16 protein-coding genes are annotated in these 17,835 nt (G+C 39.7%); 8 read left to right on the forward strand and 8 right to left on the reverse strand.

Features of this window, described 5'->3' with window-relative positions:
• Positions 1 to 40 precede the first annotated feature (40 nt).
• From C7S20_RS13935 to C7S20_RS13950, 4 genes are all read left to right on the forward strand, one after another.
• Positions 41 to 2,623 carry a phosphoenolpyruvate carboxylase gene (locus C7S20_RS13935; protein WP_107013047.1) on the forward strand — a complete coding sequence of 861 codons (2,583 nt, stop codon included), beginning with the start codon at positions 41 to 43 and terminating at the stop codon, positions 2,621 to 2,623.
• Positions 2,623 to 3,141, forward strand: coding sequence for a DinB family protein (locus tag C7S20_RS13940; protein WP_107013048.1), 519 nt, complete (start codon positions 2,623 to 2,625; stop codon positions 3,139 to 3,141). Before C7S20_RS13935 ends, C7S20_RS13940 begins: the two co-directional genes overlap by 1 nt.
• Positions 3,141 to 4,151 (forward strand): YihY/virulence factor BrkB family protein, encoded by a 1,011-nt coding sequence (locus C7S20_RS13945; RefSeq protein WP_107013049.1) that lies wholly within the window; start codon positions 3,141 to 3,143, stop codon positions 4,149 to 4,151. The genes C7S20_RS13940 and C7S20_RS13945 overlap by 1 nt, the downstream gene beginning before the upstream one ends.
• A 123-nt stretch (positions 4,152 to 4,274) precedes the next feature.
• The gene (locus C7S20_RS13950; protein ID WP_107014245.1) at positions 4,275 to 4,823 is read left to right on the forward strand and encodes a type 1 glutamine amidotransferase domain-containing protein; all 549 of its coding nucleotides are present in this window, start codon (positions 4,275 to 4,277) and stop codon (positions 4,821 to 4,823) included.
• Positions 4,824 to 4,893: 70 nt separating this feature from the next.
• On the opposite strand, the gene C7S20_RS13955 is transcribed toward C7S20_RS13950, so the two are convergent.
• The gene (locus C7S20_RS13955; RefSeq protein WP_107013050.1) at positions 4,894 to 5,208 is read right to left on the reverse strand and encodes a hypothetical protein; all 315 of its coding nucleotides are present in this window, start codon (positions 5,206 to 5,208) and stop codon (positions 4,894 to 4,896) included.
• 76 nt (positions 5,209 to 5,284) lie between these two features.
• Positions 5,285 to 6,355, reverse strand: coding sequence for a 3-dehydroquinate synthase (aroB, locus tag C7S20_RS13960; RefSeq protein ID WP_107013051.1), 1,071 nt, complete (start codon positions 6,353 to 6,355; stop codon positions 5,285 to 5,287).
• Between the two features lie 89 nt (positions 6,356 to 6,444).
• Between aroB and C7S20_RS13965 the strand changes: the two genes are divergently transcribed.
• On the forward strand, positions 6,445 to 7,644 hold the full coding sequence (locus tag C7S20_RS13965) for a proline dehydrogenase family protein (RefSeq protein ID WP_107013052.1): 1,200 nt from the start codon (positions 6,445 to 6,447) through the stop codon (positions 7,642 to 7,644).
• A complete protein-coding gene (locus C7S20_RS13970; RefSeq protein ID WP_107013053.1) occupies positions 7,645 to 8,184 on the forward strand; it encodes a 1-acyl-sn-glycerol-3-phosphate acyltransferase in 540 nt (179 codons plus the stop codon).
• Here the strand turns inward: C7S20_RS13970 and C7S20_RS13975 are convergent, their stop codons facing one another.
• The 4 genes from C7S20_RS13975 to gcvT form a co-directional block, all read right to left on the reverse strand.
• Positions 8,185 to 8,901: a YebC/PmpR family DNA-binding transcriptional regulator gene (locus C7S20_RS13975; RefSeq protein WP_107013054.1), complete on the reverse strand. Its 717-nt coding sequence runs from the start codon at positions 8,899 to 8,901 to the stop codon at positions 8,185 to 8,187.
• Between the two features lie 90 nt (positions 8,902 to 8,991).
• Positions 8,992 to 9,282 carry a 4a-hydroxytetrahydrobiopterin dehydratase gene (locus C7S20_RS13980; protein WP_107013055.1) on the reverse strand — a complete coding sequence of 97 codons (291 nt, stop codon included), beginning with the start codon at positions 9,280 to 9,282 and terminating at the stop codon, positions 8,992 to 8,994.
• Between the two features lie 86 nt (positions 9,283 to 9,368).
• Entirely contained in the window at positions 9,369 to 10,184 is an 816-nt protein-coding gene (locus C7S20_RS13985; protein WP_107013056.1) for a sugar nucleotide-binding protein, read from the reverse strand.
• Positions 10,185 to 10,190: 6 nt separating this feature from the next.
• Positions 10,191 to 11,273, reverse strand: coding sequence for a glycine cleavage system aminomethyltransferase GcvT (gene gcvT, locus C7S20_RS13990; protein ID WP_107013057.1), 1,083 nt, complete (start codon positions 11,271 to 11,273; stop codon positions 10,191 to 10,193).
• A gap of 133 nt (positions 11,274 to 11,406) precedes the next feature.
• Between gcvT and C7S20_RS13995 the strand changes: the two genes are divergently transcribed.
• Positions 11,407 to 12,945, forward strand: coding sequence for an NAD(P)H-hydrate dehydratase (locus C7S20_RS13995; protein WP_107013058.1), 1,539 nt, complete (start codon positions 11,407 to 11,409; stop codon positions 12,943 to 12,945).
• A gap of 90 nt (positions 12,946 to 13,035) precedes the next feature.
• Entirely contained in the window at positions 13,036 to 14,547 is a 1,512-nt protein-coding gene (gene hutH, locus C7S20_RS14000; protein WP_107013059.1) for a histidine ammonia-lyase, read from the forward strand.
• Here the strand turns inward: hutH and C7S20_RS14005 are convergent.
• Together C7S20_RS14005 and C7S20_RS14010 are read right to left on the reverse strand one after the other, a co-directional pair.
• On the reverse strand, positions 14,544 to 14,921 hold the full coding sequence (locus tag C7S20_RS14005; RefSeq protein ID WP_107013060.1) for a hypothetical protein: 378 nt from the start codon (positions 14,919 to 14,921) through the stop codon (positions 14,544 to 14,546). The genes hutH and C7S20_RS14005 overlap by 4 nt on opposite strands.
• 114 nt (positions 14,922 to 15,035) lie before the next feature.
• The gene (locus tag C7S20_RS14010; RefSeq protein WP_107013061.1) at positions 15,036 to 17,600 is read right to left on the reverse strand and encodes an ATP-dependent Clp protease ATP-binding subunit; all 2,565 of its coding nucleotides are present in this window, start codon (positions 17,598 to 17,600) and stop codon (positions 15,036 to 15,038) included.
• Between the last annotated feature and the right edge of the window lie 235 nt (positions 17,601 to 17,835).

Below are 17,835 nucleotides of genomic sequence, written 5' to 3' on the forward strand. Positions count from 1 at the left end.
GAGGGTTTTTTTTTAATTTTAATAGAAACACCAAGCAACCATGACAAGAGAACCCAGATTAGAGAGATTTAACAACAACGTACTCGCAAAATACCAGGTTTATAACAGTATTTTTCTTACGCTTCCTTATGATGAAATCAGGAAAACTGGAGCCCTTTTGCCACTGTTCCTGGAAGTTTGTGAAAATGGGTTTAAAAAGAACAAGAATCCTTCAGAAATTGTTGAACGGTTCTTTAATAAATACGGCGAGGATCCCACGGAAGAAGAGAAAATAGATTTGTTGTTCCGTTTTATCCAGTATATCGAGCGACAGGTAGTGTTATTTGATGCTATTGAAGATGCCTCTTTCCCCGTTGTTCATAATATGGACGGTAGAGGTACCCTGCGCAGCGTTAAGGAAGAAGTTGAAGCTACTCAGAAGATCGATGAGTTGAAAGATTTCTTAAAGCGATTTAAGGTCAGACCCACTTTAACGGCACACCCTACACAGTTTTATCCTGGTTCAGTATTGGGAATAATTACCGATCTGGATAAAGCCATACAAAAAAATGACCTGATTAAGATCAAACAGTTATTGGCCCAGCTGGGAAAAACTCCTTTTTTCAAAAAGGAGAAACCAACTCCTTATGACGAGGCTGTGAGTCTGATCTGGTATTTTGAAAACGTCTTTTACCAGAGTGCCAGCAAGATCCATAATTATATACAGTATAATATGTTTGGCGGTGATGAAGTAGGTAACCAGGTTATAAATTTAGGTTTCTGGCCCGGAGGGGACCGTGATGGAAATCCGTTTGTTACTACTGAAATTACGCTTAAAGTTGCCGAAAAACTGCGCAAAACCATTCTGCAGAATTATTATAAAGATGTAAGAAAGTTGAAACGCCGACTTACTTTCAGAGGCGTTCACGAGATAATGGGAGAACTTGAAGAAAGTTTATATGAATCGGCTGTTTCCACCACAGGGAAAGTTCGATTAAGCCTTGAAGAATTCAGAAATAAACTACATCAAATCAAAGATATACTTGAGAAAGATCACAGGTCATTATTCTTAGAAGAAGTAGATGATCTACTGAATAAAACCAAACTTTTCGGTTATCATTTTGCAACCCTTGATATCAGGCAGGATTCCCGGATTCATCAGGATGTTCTTAATGAAATCATTGAATTTTCCAGCAAAAACAATGGTGAATTTCCGGCTAATTTCCATGAGCGTACCGAAGAAGAACAGGTGGAAATTCTCAGTAATGTAAAAGGCAAAATTGATCCTGAAAAATTAGAGGAAGGTATGGGAAGGGCCACGCTTTCTTCGATCTATGCAATGCAGGAGATCCAGCAGAAAAATGGCGAAGAGGGAGCAAACAGATATATCATTAGTAACTGCGGAAGTGTGCAGGGAGTGCTTCAGCCGTTTGCTTTTATGAGAATGTGTGGTTGGAAAGATCCAGATGTAGATGTAATCCCGCTTTTCGAAACTGTTCCAGACCTTCAGGATGCTCATAATGTAATGGAAAAACTCTACACCAATCCTGTGTATAAAAAGCACCTAGAGCGCAGGGGGAATAAGCAAACTATTATGCTTGGTTTTAGTGACGGTACTAAAGATGGAGGATACCTCATGGCGAACTGGAGTATTTATAAAGCAAAAGAGTCCCTTACCAAAATATCCCGCGAATATGGCATCAAAGTAGTTTTCTTTGATGGCCGTGGAGGTCCGCCGGCAAGAGGTGGAGGTAAAACTCACCAGTTCTATGCTTCTTTAGGGCCTACAATTGAAAATGAGGAAATTCAGATCACTGTTCAGGGACAAACCATTAGTTCTAATTTTGGCACCAGGGATTCGTGTACTTATAACCTGGAACAGCTGGTGAGTGCCGGGATTGCTAATGAGATCTTTAGCGAAGGAAAGAATCGCCTTAAAGAGGAAGACAGAAAAACCATGACTGAACTGGCAGATATAAGTTATAAAACTTATTCCGACTTTAAAAAGCACCCTAAATTCATACCTTACCTGGAAAAGATGAGTACCTTAAAGTATTATGCCAAAACCAATATTGGAAGCCGCCCATCTAAAAGGAATAAGTCTGCTGAACTGAATTTATCTGATCTTCGGGCCATACCTTTTGTAGGAAGCTGGAGCCAGTTAAAACAAAATGTTCCAGGATTCTTTGGTGTAGGTACGGCAATCGAAAACCTGGAGAAAAAAGGCGAATTTGATAGGGTGAAGCAACTTTATGAAAATTCTGAATTTTTCAAGACACTGCTGGAAAACAGCATGATGAGTCTAACCAAGTCATTCTTTCCTTTAACTGCATATATGAAGAATGATGAGGAATTTGGAGAATTTTGGGAGCTGATCCATGAAGAATTTGAACGATCAAAAAGAATGTTGCTGAAGGTTACCGGCTATGATGATCTCATGCAAAACCAGCCGGCCGGAAGAGCAAGTATCCAGGCGAGGGAGCGCATTGTGCTTCCGCTTCTCACCATCCAGCAGCATGCCTTGCGAATGGTTCATGACCTAAGCAAAGATCCTTCAAAAGCGGGGGATAAGCTGGAAGTATATGAAAAAATGGTCACCCGTTCGCTTTATGGAAATATTAATGCAAGTCGAAATTCAGCCTAATGAAGAGAAAAGAGCTTCAAAAAAATGAAATCGGTGACTTTTACTGGCGGTATATCAATCTTATTCCGGAGGATGCCAGTCTGATAGAAACGCTGGAAAAAAATACTGCTGAGATTTGCCATTTTCTGCTATCCCTTCCCCAGGAAAAATGGGAATACAGGTATGAAAATGAAAAATGGTCAATTTTAGAGGTAATTCAGCATATAATAGATACCGAAAGGGTTTTTCAATACAGAGCTTTGAGCATTGCCCGGGGAGAGGAAAAACCTCTTCCCGGATTTGATCATGACCAGTATGTGAAAGCCAGTGAAGCCGGCACCCGAAAAGGGGCCGAACTTGTGGAAGAATTTCGCACACTTAGAAAAGCGGCTATCTGGATGTATAGAAATTTTAATGAAAAAATGTTAAGCCGGCAGGGAACGGTAAACGGGAACCCTGCGAGTCCACGCGCTATTGCCTTCGTTATGGCCGGTCATGCCCTACATCATAAGAATATCATTAATGAAAGATACCTTTGATGTGGAAAAAGCTAAAAACATACTTAAAACTTTTTAAGAAGGCATATTTTAGCTGGGTCAAGAACGGGGCATATGGCCGCAGTGCCACCATTGCTTACTACGCACTTTTTTCACTTCCGTCGCTACTGATCATCGTGGTTACCATAGCGGGATATTTCTTCGGAAAAGATGCGGTACAGGGAAGGTTAACCAGTGAAATTGGCCGGTTTATTGGCTATGATACTGCCAATGCAGTAGAAGCCATGATACAAAATGCCGCTTTATCACAGAATTCAACCTGGGCGGTGATTTTTGGAATTTTAATGCTTGTATTTGGGGCTACCGGAGTTTTTTTTCAGCTTAAGCTGGCCATGAACAATATCTGGAATGTTGCTGCCAAAAAAACCGATTTTTTGAGGCTCGTCCTTGATCGGGTGATCTCTCTCGGAATGGTTTTCGTGCTTGGCCTCTTGCTGTTAATCGCCATGGTTGTTTCTACACTTCTTAAACTCCTGGCTGATAAAATTGGTGAATATTTGCCTAATATCACGGGTTTCATGGTTAGGGTGGGGAATTTTTTTATTTCTTTCATTATCATAACAACGCTTTTTGCGGCTATTTTTAAATTACTTCCAGACATTCGAATTAGGCTTAGAACTACTTATGTTGGAGCTTCGGTAACCACCGTTCTTTTCTTGCTGGGAGAGTATATTATCAGCTTTTATTTTGGCCAAACGCATCCAGGTGTTGTTTATGGAGGTGCTTCTTCCATCGTACTTATTTTGTTGTGGGTATATTTTACCTGCTTAATTCTTTTTTTTGGCGCCGAATTTACCGTGCAGTATGCTTTGCTCAGGAAGGAAAAAGTTGAGCCAAACAGATTTGGTGAACCCGCGATCTATCAGGAAATGGCTAAACTCGAAGAGAGAAAAATGGAACTCGAAGATGAAAAGCATATTCTGGATAAATTGAAATCACATTTAGACTTCACAAAGGAAAAGCAGGAAAAACAAGAAAGTAAGGACAGGTAAAAATTCAATTTTTTCTTCACTTAGTAAAGCTTTAACGTAAGCAACCCAAGATTTAGTAAGGCTTTAAAGGTAATTAAGTAGATCGATTGGTATCTTTAAGAGAATCAAAAAATGAAGAAGATTATGGAAAAGAGAATTGCAATGGTAGCTACTAACGGGTTTGAGGAAGTTGAACTTACCTCTCCCAAAAAAGCTATGGAAAAAGAAGGTTTTAAAGTTGATATTGTGAGCCCGAAGGAAGGAAAAATAAAAGCCTGGGATAAAGATCACTGGGGCGGCGAATACACTGTTGATAAAAATATCAGCAATGTTTCTGCTGAAGATTACAATGCCCTTGTTTTGCCAGGTGGTGTTATGAATCCTGATAATTTAAGGACTAACGAAGATGTTCTAAAATTTGTTCGTGATTTCTTTAAACAAAGTAAACCGGTTGCGGCTATTTGCCACGGGGCATGGACTTTAATTAACGCAGAAGTGGTAGAAGGTAGAACAATGACTTCTTACCATACAGTAAGAAAAGATCTTGAAAATGCCGGTGCTAATTGGGTAGATAAAGAAGTTGTGGTAGACCAGGCTCTGGTAACCAGTAGAAATCCTGATGATCTTGAAGCTTTCAATGCCAAAGTGATCGAAGAGATCAAAGAAGGAAAGCATGATTTACAACACGCCTAGTCAGGTAGGTAATACGATCAAAGAAAAAGGAACGCCGTTTGGCGTTCCTTTTTTTGTTTAGGTTGAGCTGTTATTTATCAAGATCGTCTTCCTCATCCTCTTCGGCTTCCTCACCTTTTTCCGGAAGATCAACAATAGGATCGGAAAATTCTGAATCATCGTAATCGTCTTCATCAAAATTAGCCATGGTATTTTCTAACCTGGTACTTACCTTAACCAGGTAAACAGTATCCTCGGTGCGAACTTCAACGGCATCTACGGTTTCATTTTTTGCATTTTTGAAAGATATAATCTGGTCATCATCATAGCCGTCGGGATACTTATCGACCAGGAGGCTTAAAATTTCTGGAGTTAATTTTTTGTAATCTACGATTATCCTTTTCATAGTTTGAATGGTTTATGCAATTATAAATAAAAATTCAAATTTGAAGCAATAGGAAAGAAGATTTATATAAAAAACCTCAGTTCTCCAGATAATATTCGAAGGCCATTGTAATGTTAGCCTGATCTACTTCCCGGTCTATTACCGGTTTACCGATGTCTTCCAGCAGTACGAAATTGATCTTTCCATGAGCATTTTTTTTATCAAATTTCATTAATTGACTTATTTCTTCAATATCGCTGTCGTTGAATTGGTGTTTTCCGTAAATGTTTTTTATAACCGAATTTATATTATCAAGTTTTTCTGAAGGAAAACCTGTTTGCTTAACAGAAATAAAAGTTTCCAGGATCATCCCGATAGCGATAGCCTCGCCATGGAGGAGTTTCTTTTTTTCAGGATGGGTTAGACAGTAAGATTCTATTGCATGTCCAAGAGTATGGCCGTAATTGAGTGTTTTACGTATGTTTTTCTCAACAGGATCTTTTTCTACTACCGCAGCCTTAATATTAACGGATTCCTGTATAATTTCATCGAGATCATTAAGCTCGAGTTGATCAAGTTTTGAAACTTTTTGCCAGTATTTTTCATCGGCAATTAATCCGTGTTTGAGAATTTCAGCCAGTCCGCTTCTCATTTCTTCCTTCGGAAGTGTTTTCAAAAAAGCAGAATCTATCAATACCATTTCCGGCTGATTGGTGACACCTATCTGGTTTTTCAGGTTTCCGAGATCCACGCCCGTTTTTCCGCCAACAGAAGCATCAACCATAGAAAGAAGGGTAGTGGGAATATTAATGAAATTTATTCCTCTTTTGAAAGTTGAGGCCACAAAACCGCCAAGATCGGTAATCACACCGCCTCCAAGATTCAGCATTAAGCTTTTCCGGTCGGCTCCTAATTCAGAAAGCGCATTCCACACCCCTTCGCAGGTCTGCAGGTGCTTAAATTCTTCTCCGGCTTCTATCTCTATTACTTCAGTTTTTAGTGTGGTTTTCAGTTTTTGAAGAAAGGAAGCCAGGCAGTATTCGTGGGTATTGCTGTCTACCAAAATAAAGAGGGTAGATATATCGCTGTTAGTCAGAAACTTATTTAATTTGTCAAAGGCATTTTCGCCATAAAAAACCGGATTGGTTAAATCCCGTGAAACATTCATTTTTACTGGGTTTTTCGCTTATAATTTGCACCTAAAAAAAAGATTAATTGGTGCTTAATTTTTATCTTTGATGTAAGTATACTACCAAAATGATTAGAAAAAAAATTTTTAATAATACAAAGGCCGCATTTAAGTTAAAATCTGATGCGGAGCTTGACAGAGCCCTCTTCCTTTTTGGAATGATAAACCGCCCTACACTTGTCAAGGCCGGTACTGCTCTGACCAATTTTTCACTAAAATTTCACCTTCCTGTTGAAGGAATTATCAAAAAGACCATTTTTGAGCAGTTTTGTGGTGGAATTACAGAGGAAGATTGTAAACCAACCACCAGGGAAATGTATGAAGAAAATCTTCATAGTATCCTTGATTATTCGGTAGAAGGTAAAGAAACCGATGCCGAATTTGATGCTGCGATGAATAAAAAATTAAGCCTCATCGAGTATGCCAGTGAAAGGGAAGAGATTCCTTTTGCGATGTTCAAACCTACGGGGATTGGCCGTTTCGAAATCTGGGAGAAAGTAAGTGAAAAAATCAACCTTTCAGATGAAGAGCAGGAGGAATGGGAAAAGGTAAAAGAAAGAGTTGAGAAACTCTGTAAAAGGGCCTATGAACTGGGCGTAAGGCTATATGCTGATGCTGAAGAAACCTGGATGCAAACTGCCGCCGATGAGCTTATGGAAAAAATGATGCGCAAATACAATAAGGAAAGAGCGCTAATTTTCAACACCCTTCAATGTTACCGCTGGGATCGGGCAGAATATCTTAAACAGCTTCATGAAAAAGCTAAAAAAGAAGGTTTTAAAGTAGGGGTAAAGATTGTGCGGGGAGCTTATATGGAAAAAGAAAACGCCCGTGCCAAAAAATTAGGTTATCCAACGCCTATTTGTGAAAGTAAGGAAGCCACAGATGTAAATTTTAACAGTATCCTTTCTTACTGCCTTAACCATCTTGATGATATTTCCCTTTTTATAGGAACTCATAACGAGGTGAGCAGTTATTTGGCGCTTCAAATTATTGAAGATAAAGACCTTTCCCGCGATGATAAAAGAATCTGGTTTAGCCAGCTTTATGGAATGAGTGACCATATTAGCTATAACCTGGCGAGAAAAGGATATAATTCGGCTAAACTCGTGCCTTTTGGACCTGTTAAAGAAGTGATCCCGTACCTTTTAAGACGAGCAGAAGAAAATACTTCGGTAAAAGGACAAACCGGAAGGGAACTTTCCCTTTTACGCGAAGAAAAGAAAAGGCGTAAAGGCCATACTTCTGTAAAGCACGCCAGAGAATAAATGCATTGGCTATCAAAGCTTATTTTCTTTAAAATTTTAGGCTGGGATCTGGAAAATCATTTCGATCCCAGCATTAAAAAATGCGTCATTATTGTCGCTCCACATACCAGTAACTTTGATTTCTTCATTGGTCTTTTAGTGCGGAAGATCATGAACATTCATATTGATTTTATTGGGAAAAAGGAGCTTTTTCGGCCTCCTTATGGCTGGTATTTCCGTATGATTGGCGGTTCTCCCGTAGATCGAAATCAAAATCAGAAAAAAGTAGATGCTATTGTTCAGCTATTTGAGGAGCACGAAATTTTCAGGCTGGCACTTTCACCCGAAGGCACTCGCAAAAAAGTAGAGCGCTGGAAAACCGGCTTTTACTTTATAGCTGTGAAAGCAAAAGTCCCAATTATTATGGCTTCTTTTGATTTTCGGAAAAAACTGGTGAAAATTTCGGATCCTTTTTGGCCTACCGGAAATTTTGACACCGATTTTGCCAGGATAAAAAGCTATTATGAAGGTGTGGAAGGGAAAATCCCTGAAAACTTCTGATTATTCCGAAATTTCCATGGTGTGATACACGTTTTGTACGTCATCATCTTCTTCCAGTTTTTCGAGCAATTTTTCCACATCTTCGGCTTCTTCCGGGCTGAGAGTCTTGGTAACCTGCGGGATCCTTTCAAAACCGGAAGATATTATTTCAATTTCCCTGCTTTCAAGTTCCTTCTGAATTGCTCCAAAATTCTGAAAAGGCGCATAAATATGAATTCCGTCTTCGTCTTCAAAAACTTCTTCGGCTCCAAAATCTATAAGCTCCAGTTCAAGTTCCTCGGGGTCAATTCCTTCTTTGTTGATATGGAAATTGCAGGTGTGATCGAACATAAATTCAACCGAGCCTGAAGTGCCCAGGTTTCCATCACTTTTATTGAAATGAGAACGGATATTGGCAACCGTTCTGTTATTATTGTCGGTAGCGGTTTCAACTAAAACAGCGATCCCGTGGGGAGCATAGCCTTCAAAAAGAACGATTTTATAATCACCCTGTGACTTATCAGAAGCACGTTTTATAGCCCTTTCGATATTATCTTTAGGCATATTCACACTTTTCGCGTTCTGGATCACCGCGCGCAAACGAGAATTGGTATCGGGGTCGGGGCCGCCTTCTTTCACTGCCATTACAATGTCTTTTCCTATTCTTGTAAAGGCCTTGGCCATGGCCGACCAGCGTTTCATTTTGCGCGCCTTGCGGAATTCAAATGCTCTTCCCATTTTTCAAAGTATAATAAAGATGCCGCAAAAATATAAAAAAGCTCCTAATTCAACTATGAAAATCAGGAGCTCGATGGTAAGATTTTTTTACTAGTTACCGGCTTCGATAATATCTTCGATGGCCCGGGCCATTTTAAAATCTTTTTCGGTAACTCCATCGGCGTCATGCGTAGAAAGTGAAATTTCAAGCTGGTTATACACATTCCCCCAGTTTGGGTGATGCTGTTGGTCTTCAGCTTCAAAAGCTATACGCGTCATAACCGTAAAAGCTTCCTTGAAATTCTCAAACTGGAAAGAAGTGTGAATAGCCTTTTTTGCATAGGTCCATCCGTCAAAATCCTTCAGTTTTTCCTGTATTTCGTCCTCGCTTAGCTTTTTCATGATTTCTTATTTTTCGGTTTAAATAAAAGTAAAGAATTAAGCGGTAGCAGGCTGAAAATGAAGGTTTCTTAATATAAGATTAACAGCTAGGCTTTAGTAGATGCCTCAATTACCTGGCTAATGGTGATCTCCAGGTTTTTTGGCAGTTTATTGTCTTTGGGAAGTACGGCCAGGAACCTGTCGTAATTTGAATCGTAGACATTTTTGAACAGCGGATTTTCATAACCAAGCTCAAGACAAATATCTTCTATAAAATCTTTTTGATGGGTAAGATCAGAACTCCCAAGATGAAAGACTCCCTGTTTTTTGCGGTTGATGATGTAATGCACCTGCTGAGTTACCTTCTGAATTTCGGTAGCATTGATCACCACATTCGGAAAAACTTCTACCGGTTCCCCAAGCTCAATCAGGGTCTTTAATTCTCTAATCCTGGGCGAGGATTTTCCGAAGACCATGGGAAGGCGCAGGATATTGTAATTATGATTAGGCAAACGAAGCAGCGCATTTTCGATTTTTATCTTAAACCTTCCGTAAATGCTCTGGCTTAAGGTTTTGTCATATTCATAAGAAGGAAAATTTGTAAACGCATCAAAAACATTGGCAGAACTGATGAACATAAGTTTCGAGTTCGTACGCAAAATATAGTTGATAATAGAAAAATGGGTCGCCACCTGGGCGTCAAAATTTCCTCTTAAGGAGGAAATAATGACATCTGGTTTTAAATTTTCAAGCAGGATTTCCACGTTTTCAGTTTCCAAATCGAAATGATGAAACTGCTGATTTTCGCGAAAAACATCTGTTTCAGTGCGGTAGGTGCCGTGCGTATCAAAATAGGAGCATAGCTCTTTATACAAGGCATTGCCTATAAAGCCGCTGGCACCTAAAATGAGTATTCTTTTCAAAAAAAATTATCCTTTATAAAAGGGCAATTTTACCTGGGTGGCAGGAACGGCTTTTTTTCTTATCTGAATAAAAATTTTGTTTCCAATTCCTGCAACTTCAGCAGGTACATATCCAAGCCCAATCCCTTTTTCCAGAGATGGGGACATGGTGCCCGAAGTTACTTCTCCAATTTTCTTACCATTCTCGTCAACAATATCATAATCCTGGCGGGGAATTCCTCTTTCATCCAGTTCAAAAGCCACAAGTTTGCGCTTTGGCCCTTTTTCTTTTTCAGCTTTCAGTGCTTCGCTGTTTACAAAATCCTTGGTGAATTTGGTGATCCAGCCAAGACCGGCTTCAATAGGAGAGGTGGTGTCATCAATGTCATTTCCATAAAGACAAAATCCCATTTCCAGGCGTAAAGTGTCCCGTGCGGCGAGGCCGATAGGTTTAATGCCAAAATCTTTTCCTGCCTCTAGTACAGCGTCCCATATTTGCTCTGCATCTTCATTTTTGAAATAAATTTCAAAACCCCCGCTACCGGTATAGCCTGTTGCTGAAATGATCACTTTATCGACCCCGGCAAATGTTCCCACTTCAAAGGTATAGAACTTCATATTCGCGAGATCAACATCTGTTAGCGACTGCATGGCTTCGGCGGCTTTCGGGCCCTGAATGGCCAGGAGAGACATCTCATCGCTCATATCCCTCATGGTAGCATCCACCGAGTTATGATGAGCGATCCAGTTCCAGTCTTTTTCGATATTTGAAGCATTTACCACCAGGAGATATTTTTCAGCATCCATTCGATAAATAATCAAATCGTCCACAATTCCACCGTCTTCATTTGGCATGCAGGAATACTGTGCTTTGCCGTCAACAAGTTTTGAAGCGTCATTACTGGAGACTTTTTGAATAAGCTCCAGTGCATTAGGACCCGTTATAAGAAATTCACCCATATGCGAGACATCAAATACCCCCACAGCTTCTCTCACATTCTGATGTTCTATATTCACGCCCTCGTAAGAGACAGGCATATTATATCCCGCGAAGGGAACCATTTTAGCGTTTAGCTCTTTATGTTTTTTAGAAAGTGCTGTTTCTTTCATTATTTCCGAAAATTTGCCCAAATTTATTCAATTCAGAATGAATACAAGATTTAATTAGCCTTTTTATCTGATAATATTTAATCTCTTTTAGAAAGCTTATCTTTGAATTAAGCCACAAAATGATACTGATTTTATGAAAATACTTACTGCCGATCAACTTTCAGAAGCCGATAAGATCACTATTCAAAAACAGGGTATAACTTCAGAAGAGCTCATGGAACGAGCCGCAACTCTTGTTTTTGAAGAAATCCATAAAAGACTTGAAGGAGCTCCCATACCGATTAAAATTTTCTGCGGAATTGGAAATAATGGGGGAGACGGATTAGTGGTGGCGCGCCACCTGATTCAGCATAAGTACGATGTGCAGGTTTTTATCGTGAATTACAGTGACAAACGCTCAGATGATTTTCTTGCCAATTATGAAAAGTTGAAAAAGATTACCCGAAACTGGCCTATCTCGATCAAAGGGGAGGATGATTTTCCTGAAATCGGGACAGGTGATTTTGTGATCGATGCGATTTTTGGAATTGGCCTGAACAGGCCTATTGAAAGCTGGATGGGCAAACTGGTAAAAACTATTAATAAATCCGGAGCTTTTGTACTTGCGGTTGATATGCCCAGCGGATTATTTTCAGATCGTGTTCCCGAAAAAGATGCGGCGGTAATAAATGCTTCCTATACCCTTAGTTTTCAAACCCCGAAACTTGTGTTTTATCTCCCGCAAACTATGGATTATGCGGGTGAAGTTGAAATTTTAGATATCGGTTTGGACAGGCAGTGTATTTCTGAAAGTAAATCGGGAATTTTTCTTATTGAAGATGAGGAAGCCCGAATGTTCTATAAGGAACGGAAAAAGAATTCTCATAAAGGCGATTATGGAAATGTGTTGATTTCTGGCGGTTCCTATGGTAAAATTGGAAGTGTTTTACTTTCGGCTACTGCAGCTTTGAGAACCGGTACGGGTTTATGCACCCTGTATGTTCCGAAATGCGGATACCAGATTATTCAGTCAGGATTACCCGAAGCCATGGTGCTTACCGATGAAAATGAAGAAATAATAACCAATTTTCCCGAAGGTTTCGGAGCAGATGTTAATTGCTTTGGAATGGGCGTTGGGAAGGCAAAGCAAACAGTCGAAGCCATGGAAAAATTTCTGCGATCAGTAGAAAAACCGGTAGTAATCGATGCCGATGGTCTCAATATACTTTCTAAAAATAATGAGTTGCTTAAGCTAATTCCTGAAAATTCAGTATTAACGCCTCATCCGGGAGAATTGAAAAGATTGATAGGAGAGTGGAAGGATGATTTTGAAAAACTGGAAAAGACCAAAGAATTCAGTAAAGAATACAAAGTAACACTTTTGATTAAAGGGGCTCATACTTTCATTATCAGCGATGATGAGATCTATATAAATAGCACGGGAAATCCCGGAATGGCCACTGCGGGTAGCGGTGATGTACTCTCGGGAGTCATAACTTCACTTATCGGGCAAAAATACAATCCGGTTACGGCTGCGGTTCTGGGTGTTTATGCCCATGGACTATCAGGAGATATTGCCGCCTCAAAACTGGGGATGGAAAGCGTTTTGGCCGGGGATATCGCCAAAAATATGGGAAAGGCTTTTAAGTTAATATCTGAAGATTTTTCAGGATATGAGGCAGAAAGTCAATAAAATTCTCATATTGATATTTTTACCCATATAATATTTGGAATCTTTTAAAGGAAGTGGGATTTTTGCGAAGCCAATAACCAATAAATTAAAATGCATCAAGATTTTCACTATATAAGTTCGGCCGTTTTAGACCTCCAGGATATACAGGAAATAATCGAAAATGATAAAAAACTGGCATTAAGTGATGAAGCCCGTTTAAATATTGAAAAAGCAAGGACTTATCTCAATGAAAAGATAAAACAGAGCGATTCGCCGGTATATGGCATAAATACAGGTTTTGGCGCGCTTTGTAATGTAAAGATCACTTCAGAAAAACTTACTGAATTACAGGAAAATTTGGTGCGTTCACACGCTTGCGGAACGGGAGACCGGGTTTCCAAACCTGTGATTAAACTTATGCTGCTATTAAAGATCCAGTCTTTAAGTTATGGTAATTCCGGTGTGGCATTGGCCACCATCGAAAGGCTTATCGATTTTTATAACTATGATATTTTACCCGTTATTTATGAACAGGGATCACTTGGAGCCTCTGGAGATCTTGCCCCCCTGGCGCATTTAGCTCTACCGCTTATTGGTGATGGGGAAGTTTATTATAATGGGAAGCGCTGGAGCGGAAAGGAAATTCTTATAAAGTTTGACTGGCAAGCCCTGAAACTACAGAGCAAAGAAGGTCTCGCCCTTCTTAATGGAACCCAGTTCATGAGTGCTCATGGTGTTTATGCACTTCTTCAAACCTATAGACTATCTTATTGGGCTGATCTTATAGGAGCGATTTCTGTAGATGCTTTTGATTGTAATTTGTCTCCTTTTGACGATCTGGTACACCAGGTTCGTCCGCATCGCGGGCAGGTAAAAACAGCTGAGAGGATAAGGGAATTTCTCGACGGCAGTGAAATTGCACTTTCAGAGAAAAAGAATGTGCAGGACCCATATTCGTTTCGGTGTATTCCTCAGGTCCATGGAGCGAGTAAAGACACCCTTGCTTTTGTTCATAAAACGATTAAAACCGAAATCAATTCGGTTACCGATAATCCAAATATTTTTATTGAAGCCGATAAAATAATTTCGGGAGGTAATTTTCACGGTCAGCCATTGGCTTTAGGCCTGGATTATCTTGCGATAGCCGTTTCTGAGCTCGCCAATATTTCTGAAAGAAGAACTTACCAGCTGGTATCAGGACTTCGTGGATTACCGGCTTTCCTGGTAGAAAACCCGGGTTTGAACAGCGGATTTATGATACCGCAATACACTGCGGCAAGTATTGTGAGCCAGAATAAACAGCTTTCTGTTCCAGCTTCGACAGATTCAATTGTTTCTTCAAATGGGCAGGAAGATCATGTAAGTATGGGAGCTAATTCCGCCACAAAACTATTGAAAACTATAAAAAATTTACATACCGTTTTGGCAATAGAATTGTTCAATGCGTCCCAGGCAATGCACTTCAGAGAGCCGGCAAAGACTTCTCCAAAAATTAAAGAAATATTGCAGGATTTCAGGAAAGAAGTTCCCGTTTTGAAAGAAGATGTGACAATGGCTCCTTTTATCAAAAAGGCCCGGTCGTTTATCCAAAACTATAGAATAACTGACTTTATAGTAGATTAAAATTTTGTAAGCATCCAGGCAACAGCTTCTTCAAGAGTTACAAAAACTCCAAAAGCATTTTCAGGGTCTTTATAAAAATTTCTTTCTACCATTTCAGCATTTTTGCGCGTAAATTCATTGTAGCTTACCACAGCGATCGCTTTTAAGTTTCGGACATTGGCAGATTCAAAATAAACCATAGGGTCGACAGCGTAAGAATTCACACGATGAGAAATATACCCGTAATCTTCGCCTTTAAAAATTTCTTTTCCTAAATCTAATAATTTGCGATTGCTTTCTACATCGAAAAGAATACCTTCATTGAGCTTTGCGATGAGAATGTTTTTATGGATAATGACTTTTCCAAAGTCAAGATCAATCTCTTTTGTTGTCATTTTTTGTGTAGGGCTTAATGGTATAAAGGTAGCTTAATTTCAGAAAGTCAAAAAGAAAATTGCAATAAAAAAGCCGGTTTAAACCGGCTTTTAAAGTTCTGATTTTTACTGTTATCAAGATTCAGTTTCTTTAACAGATTTCACAATTTTAATATTGAGCGCATCATTTTTTTCATCGAGATCCATCTCAATAGTATCTCCTTCCTTAAGGTTGGAGGTGATTATCTCTTCCGCCAAAGCGTCTTCGATATATTTCTGAATAGCTCTGTTTAAAGGTCTTGCACCATACTCCTTATCAAAACCTTTTTCGGCGATAAAATCTTTCGCTTTATTGGTAAGATTAAGGTTATAACCTAGGTCCCTGATCCTTTCAAAAAGCTTGGCAAGCTCGATATCTATGATCTTGTGAATGTCTTCCCGCTCAAGCGTATTAAAGATCACAACATCATCGATACGGTTAAGAAATTCAGGAGCAAAGGCTTTTTTAAGAGCATTTTCGATCACGCTTCGAGCATTCTCATCAACCTGTGATTTCTTCGCTGAAGTACCAAAACCAACTCCCTGACCAAAATCTTTAAGCTTTCTTGCTCCGATATTGGATGTCATGATGATAATGGTATTGCGGAAATCGATTTTTCTGCCAAGGCTATCCGTAAGATAACCATCGTCCAGAACCTGCAATAACATATTAAATACATCAGGGTGGGCTTTTTCAACCTCATCCAGAAGAATTACCGCGTAAGGCTTCCTTCTTACTTTTTCGGTTAACTGTCCACCTTCTTCATATCCCACATATCCCGGAGGGGCTCCGATCAATCTGGAAACAGCGAATTTCTCCATGTATTCGCTCATGTCAATTCTAATAAGAGAATCTTCATTGTCAAAAAGTTCGCGGGCCAGAACCTTTGCCAGCTGGGTTTTACCTACACCTGTCTGCCCAAGGAAAATAAAAGAACCAATTGGCTTATTCGGATCTTTAAGCCCGGCACGGTTACGCTGGATTGCGCGCACCACTTTGCCAACGGCCTCATCCTGACCAATAACTTTTCCTTTGATTTTCTTTGGAAGTTCTACCAGTTTGTTGCTTTCGGTTTGAGCAATTCTATTAACAGGAATTCCGGTCATCATCGATACAACATCAGCGACACTTTCTTCAGAAACTGTTTCTTTATGTTTTTTCGATTCTTCTTCCCATTTTTCCTGTGCAATGCTTAGTTCCTTCTCAAGGTTCTTCTCATCATCACGCAACTTCGCAGCTTCTTCATATTTCTGTTTTTTAACAACAGAATTTTTATTTTCCCGAACCTGTTCAAGTCTCCTTTCCAAATCAAGTATCTGCTTGGGAACATCTATATTAGTTATATGTACCCGTGATCCGGATTCATCCAGGGCATCGATCGCCTTATCTGGAAGAAAACGGTCGGTCATATATCTGTTAGTGAGTTTCACGCAGGCATCGATCGCCTCAGGTGTGTACACGACATTATGATGTTCTTCGTATTTATTCTTGATATTGTTAAGAATTTCAATAGTTTCTTCAACCGTGGTAGGTTCTACGATCACCTTCTGAAACCTTCTTTCCAGGGCACCGTCTTTCTCGATGTACTGTCTATATTCATCGAGAGTCGTAGCTCCAATACATTGAATTTCTCCACGTGCAAGTGCAGGTTTGAACATATTGCTGGCGTCCAGACTTCCCGTAGCACCACCGGCACCAACGATCGTATGGATCTCATCTATGAAAAGAATTATATTATCATTCTTTTCCAGCTCGTTCATTACTGCTTTCATTCGTTCCTCGAACTGTCCGCGATATTTAGTTCCCGCAACCAGGCTTGCAAGGTCAAGGGTAACCACTCTTTTGTCAAAAAGGATTCTTGACACTTTTCGTTTTACAATTCTTAATGCAAGTCCTTCAGCGATTGCCGATTTACCCACACCGGGTTCACCGATCAACAGCGGATTATTCTTTTTTCGTCGGCTAAGTATCTGGGAAACCCTTTCAATTTCTTTTTCACGACCAACTACAGGATCCAGTTTATCGGCTTCGGCCAATGCGGTCAGGTCCCTTCCGAAGTTATCGAGAACGGGTGTTTTCGATTTTTTGGAAGTTTTTCCGGTGCCGCCGCTTCCACTGCTGCTAAACGGATTTTCCCGGGTGGCCTCATCACCTGAGGTATCGTCATCTGAGAAAGATTCCGCAGAAGGGCTGTCGGTAAAATCATTCTCATCGCTGGCGATCATATATTTAAACTGGTCTTTTACTCCGTCGTAATCGATCTTCAATTTGTTCAAAAGTTTAGTTGTAGGGTCGTTTTCATTTCTCAGAATACACAGCAGTAAGTGTGCGGTATTTATTGAGGAACTTTGAAATAATTTAGCTTCAAGAAATGTTGTTTTCAATGCGCGCTCTGCCTGCCTGGTTAGGTGCAGGTTGCGTTTTTCATTACTTATCGACACATTACTGGGGTTCGCCGGACTCAAGATCTCGACTTTACGTCGCAGGTGTCCAAGGTCTACTTCCAGAGCATTCAATATTTCTATAGCTTTTCCATCTCCATCTCGCAGCAAACCAAGCATAAGATGTTCAGTCCCGATAAAATCGTGGCCGAGTCTCAATGCTTCTTCCTTGCTGTACGCAATCACATCTTTTACTCTTGGTGAAAAATTATCATCCATCTTTTCTTTCCTTTCTCATTTTTTGTTCACTCCTGAAAGTTCAAAAACTGTACCTAATAAGGAGTTAGTAGCTAATAGACAAAATTACTTTCAATAATCAAAAGGTAAATTAGTGAACTTATTAACCAAATGCCAATAAAAATTTGTTAATAAAAATTGAAGTTCAATGGCCTTGAAGGCCTGTAAAACAAGGAGAAAATGCGTAAATTGCCGCGTTAGAATTTTAAGATAAAAT

Origin of the sequence: Christiangramia fulva, from assembly GCF_003024155.1 — a bacterium.
Classification (GTDB): domain Bacteria; phylum Bacteroidota; class Bacteroidia; order Flavobacteriales; family Flavobacteriaceae; genus Christiangramia; species Christiangramia fulva.